The sequence below is a fragment of the Rhizobium sp. WYCCWR 11152 genome (genome assembly GCF_013087615.1).
Classification (GTDB): Bacteria; Pseudomonadota; Alphaproteobacteria; order Rhizobiales; family Rhizobiaceae; genus Rhizobium; species Rhizobium indicum.
Map to the genome: position 1 here is coordinate 194,474 of NZ_JABFCP010000020.1, position 13,757 is coordinate 208,230.

Here is a 13,757-nt window from a genome sequence, read left to right on the forward strand (position 1 = left end):
TCAGCCTTTCTTCTTGGCGCGCTCGACGGCTTCGAGGATGAGTTCGCCTGCTTCCCTGGAGTCGCCCCAGCCGAAGATCTTCACCCACTTGCCGGGTTCCAGATCCTTGTAGTGCTCGAAGAAGTGCTCGATCTGCTTCAGCGTGATCTCGGGAAGATCGGTGTAGTCCTTCACCTTCTCATAGCGCAGCGTCAGCTTCGGCGACGGCACGGCGATGATCTTCTCGTCCTTGCCGGAATTGTCTTCCATCTTCAGGACGCCGATCGGGCGCACATTGATGACGCAGCCGGGAACCAGCGGGCGGGTGCTGGCGATCAGCACGTCGATCGGGTCGCCATCTTCCGACAGCGTATGCGGCACGAAACCATAATTGCCCGGATAGGTCATCGGCGTATAGAGGAAACGGTCGACCACCAGCGTGCCGGCTTCCTTGTCCATCTCATACTTGATGGGATGACCGCCGACCGGAACCTCGACGATAACGTTGACGTCCTCAGGTGGATTATTACCGATTGAAATGGCGTCGATGCGCATAAGAAACTCCCGCGAGGTTGAATGTGCTGGCAGCCAGATAATCAGTTTCATGTGGCAACGCAACATCGCACAGCGCCAATGCTTGACTGCACTGGCCCACATTCACATCAAAAGTTTCCAATAGGAGATAGGCGAACGCCGACTCCAGTACCGCGCGTCTTTTCAGACGCCGAGGGCACTGTGGCACCTTGAATGGCCGTTCAGCTCCAGATGAAGCCGATCTTCTTCAATTGCCTGTGGTCGAAACTTTCCATGCCTTCGCAGAAATCGACGCCGCCATGATTGCGGTAGAAGTGGCTGGCGGTCTCGTTATCCTCGAGGCACCAGACGACCAGCCCGTTGCAGCCGAGCGACTTCAAGAGCCGGCGCGCCTCGCCGAACAGCATCCTGCCAAGGCCGATGCCCTGATACTCAGGCCGAAGATAAAGCTCGTAAATCTCGCCTTCCTGCGGCAGAGCGCGGGCGCGATTGAGGCCGAGCGTCGCGTAGCCGGCGACTGTCCCGGCAACATCGAGAACCAGCAGCGTCGCCGGTCCGCGCGTTGCCTTGCGCCACCAGCTTTCGCCGCGCCGCTCGATCATCTGCGTCAGTGCGCGATGCGGAATGATGCCTGCATAGGTGTGTTGCCAGGCAAGCCTATGTGTTTCCGATATGGCTCGGGCATCTTGCGGCTCGGCCCGCCGGACATCGATCGACAACGTCTTCATAACGTTTACTCTGGTCCCGCCGAAGGCAACTAACCATATGCACAGAGGCATTGTGATCGATTGCCCACAGACTTGATATGTGGACGACGATCAAAAGTTAACGCTTTTTTAACGATTGTCACAAGACGGAATCGACGCGGCGCACAATAAAAAAACCCCGGCGCGAAGGCCGGGGTTTTTAAGGATTTCTCTCCAGCGCCGCGCCTCTTTTCGAGAGACCCAAGACGCTGCAGCACTTTGAATGGCGCTCAGAGAGCCGCCTTCGTCTTTTCGAAACGCTTGCGATCGTTTGCGTCGAGATACATCTTGCGCAGACGAATATTCTTCGGTGTCACTTCCATCAGCTCGTCATCCTGGATCCAGGAGAGCGCGCGATCAAGCGTCATGCGGATCGGCGGCGTCAGCTTCACCGCTTCGTCCTTGCCGGCGGCGCGGATGTTGGTGAGCTGCTTGCCCTTCAGGACGTTGACTTCAAGGTCGTTGTCGCGCGAATGGATGCCGATGATCATGCCGGCATAGACCTTTTCGCCCGGCTCGATGATCATCGGGCCACGATCTTCCAAATTGAACATCGCATAGGCGACGGCTTCGCCGGGGGCGTTGGCGAGCAGCACGCCGTTGACGCGGCCACCGATCACACCCTTGTAGGGCTGGTAGTCGTGGAACAGGCGGTTCATGATCGCCGTACCGCGCGTATCCGTCAGCAGCTCCGACTGGTAGCCGATCAAGCCACGGGTCGGCGCGTAGAAACGCAGGCGGAGACGGTTACCGCCCGACGGACGCAGCTCGACCATTTCGGCCTTGCGCTCGGACATCTTCTGCACGACGACACCGGAATGTTCTTCGTCGACGTCGATGACGACTTCTTCGACCGGCTCCAGAAGCTGGCCGCTTTCATCCTTGTGCATCACGACGCGCGGACGCGACACAGCAAGCTCGAAGCCTTCGCGACGCATGGTTTCGATGAGAACGGCGAGCTGAAGTTCGCCGCGGCCGGACACGTAGAACGAATCCTTGCCTTCGGCTTCTTCGATCTTCAGGGCGACGTTGCCTTCCGCTTCCTTGAAGAGACGGTCGCGGATGACGCGGCTCGTCACCTTGTCGCCTTCGGTGCCGGCCAGCGGGCTATCATTGACGATGAAGGACATGGTGACGGTCGGCGGATCGATCGGCTGCGCCGGCAGCGGTATTGTGATCGAAGGATCGCAGAAGGTGTCGGCGACCGTGCCCTTGGAAAGGCCGGCGATCGCGATAATATCGCCCTGATGCGCTTCGTCGATTGCCGTGCGCTCGATGCCGCGGAAGGCGAGGATCTTGGAAATACGGCCGGTTTCGATCGTCTTGCCGTCGGCGTGGAGAACCTTCACGGCCTGGTTCGGCTTGATGGAACCGGAATTGATACGGCCGGTGATGATGCGGCCGAGGAAGGGGTTGGCTTCGAGAATCGTGCCGATCATCGTGAACGGACCTTCGTGGACGGTCGGCTCCGGAACATGCTTGAGCACCAGGTCGAGAAGCGGCGTAAGACCCTGATCCTTCGGACCTTCCGGATTGACGTTCATCCAGCCGTCGCGGCCGGAACCGTAGAGGATCGGGAAGTCGAGCTGCTCGTCGGTCGCGTCGAGATTGGCGAAAAGATCGAAGACTTCGTTGATGACTTCCTCGTGGCGGCCATCAGGACGGTCGATCTTGTTGATCGCGACGATCGGACGAAGACCGACCTTCAACGCCTTGGAGACAACGAACTTGGTCTGCGGCATCGGGCCTTCAGAGGAGTCGACGAGAACGATCGCGCCATCCACCATCGAGAGAATGCGCTCGACTTCACCGCCAAAGTCGGCGTGGCCGGGGGTGTCGACGATGTTGATGCGGACACCCTTCCATTCCACCGAGGTCGCCTTGGCGAGAATGGTGATGCCGCGTTCTTTTTCGAGATCGTTTGAGTCCATCACGCGTTCAGCGACACGCTGATTTTCGCGGAACGAGCCGGACTGCTTGAGAAGCTCATCCACCAGGGTCGTTTTGCCATGGTCAACGTGCGCGATGATCGCGATATTGCGAAGTGACATATGTGAAATCTCTGAGGCTGGGGCGCACGCTCTAGAGGACGCGCCTATTAGTTTGGGGCGTCCATACAGTTTTTTTTGCGTTTGCGAAAGGGGGGAACGCGCAAAAGCTGCGGCAAGGCTGTCGCCCCGCCGCATCATAGCGTGTCATCAAATTGTCTTAGGCGTCGCTGCCTGTCAATTCCTCGAAGGTCGAAAGTCCCTTTTTGACGAGCATCGCATCCGGGCTCGGCAGCTTGCCGCGGAAGGCCCTGTACGCGTCTTCCGGATCGACCGAACCGCCGACGGAATAGATATTGTCCTTGAGCTTGCGCGCCATCTCGCTGTTGAAGGCGTCTCCCGTCTCCTCGAAGGCGGCAAAGGCGTCGGCGTCGAGCACCTCCGACCACATGTAGGAGTAATAGCCGGCCGAATAGCCGCCGGAAAAGATGTGCTGGAAGTGCGGCGTCGCATGGCGCATGACGATCGATTTCGGCATGCCGATCTCGGCCAGCACCTCGCCCTGCACCGCCATCGGGTCCTCGACGGTCGTTCTCGTGTGAAACGCCATGTCGACCAGCGCCGACGAGGTGAACTCGACGGTATTGAAGCCGGCATTGAAGGTGCGGGCGGCAAGCACCTTGTCGAGCAAGGCCTGCGGCATCGGCTCGCCGGTTTCGACATGCACGGCATAACGCTTCAGAATATCGGGCACCGTCAGCCAGTGCTCATAGAGCTGCGACGGCAGCTCGACGAAATCGCGCGAAACGCCGGTGCCCGCAACCGAGGGATAGGTGACGTTCGAAAGCATGCCGTGCAGCGCATGGCCGAATTCGTGGAACAGCGTGCGGGCATCGTCGAGCGACAGCAGCGCCGGCTTGCCTTCAGCCGGCTTGGCGAAGTTGCAGACATTATAGATGATCGGCAATTCGCCGTGGCGGCCGTTCTTCAGCTCCAGCCTGTGCTGCGATTGCAGCGAGCTCATCCAGGCGCCTGATCGTTTCGAACTGCGGGCGAAATAATCGCCGAGGAACAGGGCGACGAGCTTGTCTTCGCGGTCCCTGATTTCGAACACCCGGACATCCGGGTGATAGGCGGCCACGCCCTTCTTCTCGACGGCCCGGACGCCGAACAGCCGGCCGGCGACGTCGAAGCACGCTTCGATAATCTTCTCGAGCTGCAGGTAGGGCTTTAGTTCGGTTTCGGAGAAATCGAACTTCCGCGCCCGGATCTTTTCGGCATAGTGGCGCCAGTCCCAGGGCATCACCTCGTGGTTCCGGCCCTCCTCGGCGATCAGTGCCGCGATATCGGCCTCTTCCTCGCCGGCGCGTTTCACCGCCCGCGCCCAGACGGCCTTCAGCAGGTCGTTCACCGCATCCGCCGTCTTCGCCATCGTGTTGTCAAGCTTCAGCTCGGCGAAATTACCGTAGCCAAGCAGCGTCGCCACCTGATGGCGGAGCGCCAGCGTTTCCTTGATGACAGCGCGGTTATCCGTCTCACCGTCATTTTCGCCGCGCGCCACCCACGCCTTGAAAGCCTGCTCGCGCAGATCGCGGCGCTCCGAAAAGGTCAGAAAGGGCTCGATGATCGAGCGTGACAGCGTCACGGCATATTTGCCCTCCTCGCCGCGTTCGCGCGCTGCCGCCGCCATCGCGTCGCGAAGGAATTCCGGCAGGCCCTCGAGCTCGGCGCTGTCCGAAAGGACCAGTGCCCAGGCCTTTTCGTCGGCCAGCACGTTCTGGCCGAATTGCGTGCCGAGGCCGGCAAGCTTTTCATTGATCGCGGCGAGTTTTTCCTGCTCGGCCTTTTCAAGCTTGGCGCCCGATTTGACGAAGCCTTTCCAGTGGCGTTCCAGCACGCGTGTCTGTTCGAGCGTCAGGCCGAGGCTCTCGCGGCCCTCCCAGAGCGTGTCGATGCGGGCAAAAAGCGCTGCATTCATCCCGATCTTCGAATAGTGGCGCGACATCTTCGGCGAGATTTCCCGCTCCAGCGCCTGGATCACATCATTGGTATGCGCGCCTGCCTTGTTCCAGAACAGCGCCGAGACACGCGACAGCGCATCGCCGGCAATCTCCAGCGCCACGACCGTATTGTCGAATGTCGGCGCATCGCCGTTTCCGGCGATCTCGTCGATCTCCCTTTCATGCGCGGCAAGAGCGGCTTCGAAGGCGGCGGCAAAATCACCGTCATCCAGGGCATCGAAACGCGGCAAGCCGTGAAGACCGTCCCAGGTCACCAGCGCCGGATTGAAATCATGTGGAGAAGGCATCGGAGAATTCCTTTTGGCATGCAGATGGATCGTCAATATAGGAGAGCCGTCATAGAATTGGTATGTTGCCGGGAAGGACCTTTTGCCTCGCCTGCCAAATCTGGCGGGCGCCTGCCAAATCTGGTGGACAACAATTGATACGTGAAAATTAACCAATCGTTAACGATTGACGCGAATCACGCGCAAGCGCTAGTTTCCAGGTGATCTTCTTGTAAGGGGACATGCGCCATGGAAATTTTTTCTGTGCGGTCTTCTCAGAGTTTGCTTTTTAAAAACAATCCTAATAACGCAAAAAGTTCGAAGACCTCTGATATTCAAATCGAGACCAGAGCTCCCGCCCCGGCCTCGTTCCAGATCGAAGACGATGTTGGCGAAGGCCCGGATTTCACCGCGGTCAGCCCTGGAGAACTGCGCAATTACGCACGCCAAGGTTTCGACAGTGGCCTGATCGATCAAAGCACCTACGCCGCGATCTCCGAACCGCTGCCGATGCATGCGATCGATCCGCTCGGCAATATCATCGATCTCTCCAGCGTCACCGACGGCACCAGCTTCAATTTCCTCGACTATTACAAAAATCAGCTGCAGATCGCCATGTCGATCGGCGATCCCAATGAGGTCCAGACGCTGAAATCGATCGTCAATTTCCTGGATGGCTGATCGGAGCATGATGCCGAAAATCTAGGTCAGGCTTTGCGCCAGCCGAGCAGGCCGGGCGTTGCATGCCAGAGCGCCTGGGCGGCAAATCCCATGAAAAGCACGCCGGAGCAGCGCACGATCAATCGCTCATGGGCACGATAGAAGCGCCGCACCGTACCGGCGCCGATGATGCCAATCAGGATGATGTCGGCAGTCACGAAACCGACGAATGACACGACAAGCAGCACCGGCAACGCCTCGAAATCGAGCGCGCCGGCCGAGCCTGCAACCAGTGCGGTGAAGGTGGCGAGCGCCACCGGATAACCCTTCGGATTGGTGACGCCGAAGATCAGACCGCGGCGAAACGGTCGCTCGACCACCACCAGCGCCTGTCCCTCCGCTTTCGGCTTGGCATTGACGGCGCTCCAGCCGATCCAGGCGAGGTAGAAGCCGCAGGCAAGGCCGAGCAGGTCGAAGACCAAGGTTCCGATCGTCTTTGCGCCGACAATCGCGATCAGCGCCAGCGACGACCAGATGAGGTCCCCGACCAGATGCCCCATCATGAAGAAGGCGCCGGCCTTGCGGCCCTGCCCGGCGCCAATGCCGAGCAGTTGCAGGAAGGCGGGGCCTGGAATGAGCACGTAGAAGAGGGCCGCCAGAAAGGCGCCGAAGAGCAAAGACTGCGTCATGGAAATGCTCCGGAGGATGATGACAGCAGACTAAGCGATCACGGCCGTCCGTCAAGGGTGGTGCACTGCCACGAAGAGTGGGATTAGGTAGCAAACGCTACCGGAGGCGGCTTTCGACCCGAGGCGGACATCTGTTCGTTGTTGAAGGATGCGGCTGCCGCGATGATCTACAAAGCGACGGGCAATCTTCGAGCAATCCAGATCCTGCTCGGACATACCAAGATCGAGAACACGGTTCAGGTATCTTGGTGTGGACATCGAGGATGCGTTGGAACTAGCGGAGCATACAGAGATTTGACAGAGTGCGGGGCCGTGCCTCTTAGGGAAAACGTTTCCGGTTTTAGCAGTTCGATTGAGCGGCTATGCGCCAAGAGCGGGGATCGGCTTCTGCAGGAGTGCGTGCCAATTTTCCGGCTGGGTGACGGGTCTTCGTTGCTGGGCTGTATCCGTCAGAACCACTCGCCTTCGATGGTTCAAGCCCTCATCCGGGGGGTTTTGGCAAACACACTAAGACCGAGCCATTCCTGCATGTCGCGCGCGAGGACCCTGTCCCCTTCAAGTTTCAGCGTTTCTGCATCGGTTTCCTGACGTATGGTCGTGAGGCCCATCCAAATTGCGGTCATCGAACGGAGCGACCCTTCAACGAGAAGGTCTACATCATAGCCCGGATCGAAGTTGCAGAGATCGACTTTTCCGTTTTCGACCACAAGCCACCATCTCTTTTGCGCGGCCGAAAGTTCCGGGTACAGAAACTGTATCGTACAACGGTGGGTCGGAAGTCTTCTTGTATCGAGGCTCCGCCGCATGTCCCACATGAGCAGAGAAGGGTCGAGATTCTTCAAGGAAAGTCGCGATTCCATCCACCGTTGAGCCCAATTTCCGAGACCTATGATCAGAGGTCTCAATTCTTCGCCCGCTGCCGTGAGTTGGTAATCGGTAATGCCGTTCGCACTCCTTGTCACCGTGATGACGCCCGATTGTTCCAGTTCTTTCAGTCGTTTTGATAGGAGTGCCGGAGACATTTTTGGTAGACCGCGACGCAACTCATTAAAGCGCGTCGATCCGCAAAGGAATTCGCGGACGACCAAGGTCGTCCACCGCGAGCAGAGGATTTCCGACGCCATTGATACTGGACAGAATTGCCCGTAGCCGTCACGCTCTACCATAAGGACCTCCACCGGTCTGGATCAGGCACAATATTGCAAAACAACCGGTCCGCCAAATGCTCCTTGCCTGGCCATACGGCGGCGGCGTTCAGTACAGTTCGTGTACTAGCCGCAATTGTGAAACGAGCGCAGAGTTTCAATCCTCACGAGATAGGAGGCATTGATATGCTCGGGCTTACAGAACCAAAACAGAACATTGCCGGCGGTCGGACCATTGTCGAACTAACCAATTCGGTCCTGCCCACCATCGCGCAACGCGCCGCATCGATCGACGAGAGCGACACCTTCGTCGGCGAGAATTACGCACTTCTAAAGGAATCTGGACTCGTGCGGGCAGGCGTCCCAATCGAATTGGGCGGGCTGGGCGCGGAAGCGCCCGAACTTTCTGAGATGCTCAAATCCATTGCTCGTGCATGTGGGTCCACTGCGCTTGCCTTTTCCATGCATACCCATCAAGTCGCCATCCCCGCCTGGCGCTGGCGGCATCAAAAGGTGGCCGCGGTGGAGCCGCTCCTGAGACGTGTTGCATCGGAGCAAATCATATTGCTCTCGAGCGGCGGATCGGACTGGATCGGCGGATCGGGCAAGGCCATGAAAGTTGATGGCGGATACCGGATCACCGCGCGTAAACGCTTCACTTCCGGCGCGGCGGCAGGAAACATCCTGATGACCGGTGCCGTTTATGAAGAACAGGACGGCGCGCGCTCCGTCATTCATTTCGGCGTTCCCATGGCATCGCCAGAGGTTTCGATAGAGGATACGTGGCGAACACTTGGAATGAGGGGAACCGGGTCAAACGATATCATCATCGAAAACCTCTTCGTGCCGGATGCGAGTGTCGCATTTTCCAGAAGCGCGGGGCAATGGCATCCAGTATTTCAAGTCATCGGCATGATCGCGTTTCCTCTGATCTACGCGGTCTATCTTGGCGTCGCCGAGAGCGCCCGCGACATCGCAGTCAAGATGGTCCGTAGCAAGGCCAACAGCGATCATGTGATCGGGTTGGTCGGGCGCATGGAAACGTCTCTGAGGGCCGCGCAGATCGCGCATCGCTGGATGTTGGAGGTAGTTGCTCGAAACGAACCGTCCGCGGAAACCGTCAACGAGGTTATGATCGGCCGTTCCTTGGTCGCACGGCACGCTATCGAGGTGACGGAGCTTGCAATGGAGGTCGCAGGCGGCGCGGCATTCTATCGAGAGAACGGGCTGGAGCGCTGCTTCCGTGACATACAGGGCGCTCGCTATCATCCGATGCAGCCCGGAGCCCAGGCGCAATATGCGGGTTCATTCGCGCTCGGACTTCCCACTGAGAAGATTTTCTAGCGCCTGGCGCAACGACGAACTCCGCGGAATCATAGGCTAGGTGGGTAGTTTGACGTCCAGAATTCGAATGGACGAGCCCCGCCAGCAAGGACGACAGAGCAACCTCTTGTGCGCTTTGGGCCGATATGCGACCTCGACCACGGCAGCAATGCGCCTCTTCTCGGTCATAGAGGCAATTGTTGCCGCTCCCCGAAAGCGGCCATAGCATTGGTTTGACGAGACGACATCTGTGCGCCATGTGTGGACGTCGGCTCTTGTCGGCTTAATCGACTTGGGACGAAGGCGATCAAGAACGAGCACATGGTTCCAGTTCAGCACATGGCTCCAGTTCATCGTCGACGGGCGAAAGCAGCTTTTTCTTTCTAAGCTGAGGTAGTCCGGACAACGCGGAGCAGCGGTACTGTGCCTTGGCCGTTGGACCACAGCCCCAAGCTGCCATCAACAACACTTGAACGTCTGTCAGAATTGCAAAAAGTGTGCATAATTGACAAATGAGAACAATCAGTTGTTGATACTGATCGCGAAGAGGTTGGGAGCCCTCTTCTTCAACTTGGCAGACTACCAGGAAATGCAGGGAGAATTCGACAACAATCCAGGGAGGAAGAACAATGAACAAAAAGGCAGTATCGCGTCGAGAGTTGCTGGGAGCATCTACGCTCGTTGGAGTAACCGCAGTTGGGGCTCTTGCCGCCCCGGCCGTGCTGGCCCAGGCACCCACCGTCATTAAAATGCAAACATCCTGGCCCGCGTCGGACATCTGGATGGATTTTGCCCGCCAGTACGTCGAACGGGTCGAACGAATGTCCGGCGGACGCCTGAAGTTCGAACTAATGCCTGCCGGTACGGTCGTCGGCGCGTTTCAGGTGCTCGACGGCGTCAACGATGGCGTGATCGACGCAGCCCACACCGTTCCCGTCTATTGGTACGGAAAGCACAAGGCAGCTTCCCTCTTCGGTACCGGGCCGGTATTTGGCGGCAGCGCAACCACCATGCTCGGATGGTTCCATCAAGGTGGCGGCAAGGATCTCTACCGAGAACTCACCCAGGACATCATGGGGCTGAACCTTTACGGCTTCTATGGCTTCCCGATGCCCGCGCAGCCGTTCGGCTGGTTCAAGAACCAGGTCGCGACCGTGAACGACGTCAACGGCCTCAAATATCGTACGGTCGGGCTCGCCGCCGATCTCATGCAGAATATGGGCATGAGCGTCGCTCAACTTCCGGGCGGCGAGATCGTGCCGGCAATGGAGCGAGGTGTCATCGACGCCTTCGAGTTCAACAATCCCTCCTCTGACATACGGTTTGGTTCGCAGGATGTCGCCAAGAACTACATGCTGTCGTCCTACCATCAAGCGAGCGAATCTTTCGAGTTCCTCTTCAACAAGGATGTGTTTGACGACCTTCCCGACGATCTGCAGGCGATCCTGGAATATGGCGTGGAGGCAGCAAGCACGGCGAATACAGCGTCCGCGATGGACAACTATTCAAGCGACCTTCGAAAACTCCAGGCCGAACATGGCGTGACCGTGCACCGTACTCCAAAGGAAATTCTGGATGCGCAACTGAAGGCCTGGGATGAGATCATCCCCACGCTTGAAGCGGATGCGTTCATGAAGAAGGTGCTCGACAGTCAGCGGCAGTGGGTGGAGAGGGTCGTGTACTACGAATTGATGAACTCCGCCGATCTCGCACTCGCCTATGAGCACTATTTCCCTGGAAAATTGAACCTCGGAAAATAGATGGTGAAGGCCCGGTATTTCCGGGCCTCGTCCCTCATCGAGGTAGGGAGGCGCTTGCATGCTCCGTTACATTGCATTCGCCGACGATTTGTCGGCGTGGTTCGGCAAGGTGTTCGCGTGGGGGATACTCATCATGGCCTTCGGCGTCGGCTATGAGGTTGTTGCACGCTACCTCTTTCGCGCGCCGACCCCCTGGGCCTTCGATCTGAGCTACATGCTCTATGGAACGATCTTCATGATGGCGGGAGCGTATACCCTCTCGCGTGATGGCCATGTGCGCGGCGACTTCATCTACCGGCTCTGGAAACCGCGCACGCAGGCCAGGCTGGAACTGGTGTTGTACTTCATCTTTTTCTTTCCCGGTATAACCGCGCTGGTGTTCTCGGGCTGGAAATATGCCGCACGCAGTTGGGGCTACCTGGAGGTCAGTTCCAACAGTCCCGCCGGTGTGCCGATCTTCCAGTTCAAGGCCGTGATCGTCGCCGCCGGCATTCTCCTGTTCCTGCAGGGCGTGGCGCAGGTCTTCCGCTGCATTCTCTGCATAAGGACGGGCGAATGGCCGAAGCAGGCCGAAGATGTCGAAGAACTCGAAAAGGTACTACTGGAAACAAAAAGCCTGGACGTGCTCAAGTCCGAGGACGAGGGTTTCCTTCCGTCGCGGGAACTTGACGCTGGACGTGAACCACGGGATCGGGACGCTCAATGACGGATGCACATATCGCCGTCGGGATGCTCCTCATCCTGATCCTCACCATCTTCCTCGGCTTCCCGGTGGCGTTCACCTTGATGGCTCTGGGTGTCGGCTTCGGATACTATGCCTATTTCGATGCCGGCCGCATGTGGCGCGGCTATGACCGCACGCTCGAATCCGGCGGCGATGCCTTTACACTGGCGGAGACCTGGATCGGCGGTTTCTTCAACAACCGGATCTTCGATCTGTTCGTCAACCAGACCTACTCGGTCATCCAGAACGACGTGCTGACGGCTATCCCGCTGTTCCTGTTCATGGGCTACATCGTCGAGCGAGCCAACATCGTCGATCGGCTGTTCTCGACGCTATTCAGCGTCACGCGCCGGGTGCCCGGCTCGATGGCGGTCGCCGCCCTGGCCACCTGCACACTCTTTGCCACGGCAACCGGCATCGTCGGGGCCGTGGTGACGTTGATGGGACTGCTCGCCCTACCAGCGATGCTGAAGGCAAAGTATGACGTGCGCTACGCGACGGGCGTGATCTGCGCGGGCGGCACGCTCGGGATCCTGATCCCGCCTTCCATCCTGCTGATCGTCTATGCGGCCACCTCCGGGATCTCGGTTGTCCGAATGTATGCGGCGGCGCTCCTGCCCGGCCTCGCCCTGGCCGGGTTTTATCTCATCTATGTCGTGGTGCGAGCAATCCTGCAGCCGCAACTGGCGCCGCGGCCAACGAAAGAAGATGTGGGCGAGCACACGCCGGTCCAACTCGCCTGGATGATGCTTACATCCTTCGCGCCGCTCGCCTTTCTGATTCTTGCGGTGCTGGGTGCCATTCTCTTTGGCCTGGCAACGCCGTCGGAAGCCGCCGCAATCGGCGCATTGGGGGGACTGGCGCTTGCTGCGGCCTATCGGGCGCTGACCTGGCAGCGACTGAAGGAGTCGGTGTATCTGACGGCGCGAACGACCGCGATGGTCTGCTGGTTGTTCGTCGGTTCGGCGACCTTCGCATCGGTATTCGCCTATCTCGGCGGCCAACAGTTCATCAGTGACTTCGTGACCGGCCTGGACATGTCGCCGCTGATGTTCCTGATCCTGGCCCAGATCATCATCTTCATTCTCGGCTGGCCTCTGGAATGGACTGAAATCATCGTCATCTTCATCCCGATCTTCATTCCGCTGCTGCCGCATTTCGGGATCGATCCGCTGTTCTTCGGTATCCTCGTGGCCATCAACCTGCAGACGGCCTTCCTATCACCACCCATGGCGATGTCGGCATACTACTTGAAGGGCGTCTCGCCTCCGCATGTCAAACTGACCGACATCTTCCGCGGCATGATGCCGTATATGTTGATCGTCATTCTCTGCATGGTGGTCATCTATCTGTTCCCGAGCATCGTCTACATGCTGCCGAATCTACTCTATGGAGTACAGAGATGACGCAGTGTCTGGCCCATTCCGAAAGGATAGACCGATGAACAGAAGCCGGTTTTTTGCAATATTTGCATTCGTGACGCTTGTCGCGTTCTGCGCGGTCATCCTGGCGTTTGTTCCACGGTTCGATTTGGCCGCTGCACTGCTGATCGGGATTGTCCCTGCGGGGTACGACATCTGGGATCAGCTCTTTCGGCGCCGCCCGTCGAAATCGTCTGGATAGACTGCAATCGTTCAACCGCCGCCCTTTCGTGACGGCAATCCGCTGCAAAAAGCCCGTTCGTCCATCGACCTACGGGCTTGGCTTGGAAATTGATCACCCATGGCCCCTCCCTGTGAAAGCGAGAGGCACCGTCGTTACGCGAACTTCCGGTTAACTCGCGTCGAGAAGGCGTCGGTGCGCAACGTCCGCGATGAGCGCCAAATCGAGCCGTACGTCATACTCGTGGTCTACGACTGATCCGGACCGATCCCGGACCTTCGCACCGAGGCCTCGCATGTCCGCTTTCGTGCTAGGTGTCC

12 protein-coding genes and 1 pseudogene are annotated in these 13,757 nt (G+C 58.5%); 7 read left to right on the top strand and 6 right to left on the bottom strand.

Annotation, left to right across the window (positions count from 1 at the left end; translation table 11 throughout):
- The 4 genes from ppa to G9X67_RS28410 all read right to left on the bottom strand — a co-directional run bounded on the left by ppa (window position 1) and on the right by G9X67_RS28410 (window position 5,555).
- Window positions 1-534, bottom strand: a complete 534-nt coding sequence (ppa, locus tag G9X67_RS28395; protein ID WP_171600208.1) for an inorganic diphosphatase — start codon at window positions 532-534, stop codon at window positions 1-3.
- 200 nt (window positions 535-734) lie between these two features.
- The gene (locus tag G9X67_RS28400) at window positions 735-1,241 is read right to left on the bottom strand and encodes a GNAT family N-acetyltransferase (RefSeq protein WP_003543622.1); all 507 of its coding nucleotides are present in this window, start codon (window positions 1,239-1,241) and stop codon (window positions 735-737) included.
- Window positions 1,242-1,489: 248 nt separating this feature from the next.
- Window positions 1,490-3,310, bottom strand: coding sequence for a translational GTPase TypA (typA, locus tag G9X67_RS28405; RefSeq protein ID WP_062941305.1), 1,821 nt, complete (start codon window positions 3,308-3,310; stop codon window positions 1,490-1,492).
- Between the two features lie 157 nt (window positions 3,311-3,467).
- The gene (locus tag G9X67_RS28410) at window positions 3,468-5,555 is read right to left on the bottom strand and encodes a M3 family metallopeptidase (RefSeq protein WP_138331818.1); all 2,088 of its coding nucleotides are present in this window, start codon (window positions 5,553-5,555) and stop codon (window positions 3,468-3,470) included.
- A gap of 228 nt (window positions 5,556-5,783) precedes the next feature.
- Here G9X67_RS28410 and G9X67_RS28415 point away from each other — a divergent pair, with 228 nt between their 5' ends.
- Window positions 5,784-6,215, top strand: a complete 432-nt coding sequence (locus G9X67_RS28415) for a hypothetical protein (RefSeq protein ID WP_138331819.1) — start codon at window positions 5,784-5,786, stop codon at window positions 6,213-6,215.
- 26 nt (window positions 6,216-6,241) lie between these two features.
- Here the strand turns inward: G9X67_RS28415 and G9X67_RS28420 are convergent, their stop codons facing one another.
- Window positions 6,242-6,883: a LysE family translocator gene (locus G9X67_RS28420; protein WP_003543626.1), complete on the bottom strand. Its 642-nt coding sequence runs from the start codon at window positions 6,881-6,883 to the stop codon at window positions 6,242-6,244.
- A 156-nt stretch (window positions 6,884-7,039) separates the two neighbouring features.
- On the opposite strand from G9X67_RS28420, the pseudogene G9X67_RS35155 reads away from it, so the two are divergent.
- A pseudogene (locus G9X67_RS35155) lies at window positions 7,040-7,181 on the top strand (integrase); the annotation flags it as partial.
- Window positions 7,182-7,356: 175 nt separating this feature from the next.
- On the opposite strand, the gene G9X67_RS28425 reads toward G9X67_RS35155, so the two are convergent.
- On the bottom strand, window positions 7,357-8,049 hold the full coding sequence (locus G9X67_RS28425) for a helix-turn-helix domain-containing protein (protein WP_138331820.1): 693 nt from the start codon (window positions 8,047-8,049) through the stop codon (window positions 7,357-7,359).
- A 165-nt stretch (window positions 8,050-8,214) separates the two neighbouring features.
- Between G9X67_RS28425 and G9X67_RS28430 the strand changes: the two genes are divergently transcribed.
- The 5 genes from G9X67_RS28430 to G9X67_RS28450 all read left to right on the top strand — a co-directional run bounded on the left by G9X67_RS28430 (window position 8,215) and on the right by G9X67_RS28450 (window position 13,458).
- Window positions 8,215-9,372: an acyl-CoA dehydrogenase family protein gene (locus G9X67_RS28430; RefSeq protein WP_138331821.1), complete on the top strand. Its 1,158-nt coding sequence runs from the start codon at window positions 8,215-8,217 to the stop codon at window positions 9,370-9,372.
- A 608-nt stretch (window positions 9,373-9,980) separates the two neighbouring features.
- On the top strand, window positions 9,981-11,111 hold the full coding sequence (locus G9X67_RS28435; protein ID WP_138331822.1) for a TRAP transporter substrate-binding protein: 1,131 nt from the start codon (window positions 9,981-9,983) through the stop codon (window positions 11,109-11,111).
- 58 nt (window positions 11,112-11,169) lie between these two features.
- Complete coding sequence (locus G9X67_RS28440) at window positions 11,170-11,817, top strand: TRAP transporter small permease subunit (RefSeq protein WP_011649261.1); 648 nt, start codon at window positions 11,170-11,172, stop codon at window positions 11,815-11,817.
- Complete coding sequence (locus tag G9X67_RS28445) at window positions 11,814-13,241, top strand: TRAP transporter large permease subunit (RefSeq protein WP_138331823.1); 1,428 nt, start codon at window positions 11,814-11,816, stop codon at window positions 13,239-13,241. The genes G9X67_RS28440 and G9X67_RS28445 overlap by 4 nt, the downstream gene beginning before the upstream one ends.
- Before the next feature lie 34 nt (window positions 13,242-13,275).
- Window positions 13,276-13,458 (top strand): hypothetical protein, encoded by a 183-nt coding sequence (locus G9X67_RS28450; protein WP_025397033.1) that lies wholly within the window; start codon window positions 13,276-13,278, stop codon window positions 13,456-13,458.
- The last annotated feature ends 299 nt before the right edge of the window (window positions 13,459-13,757 follow it).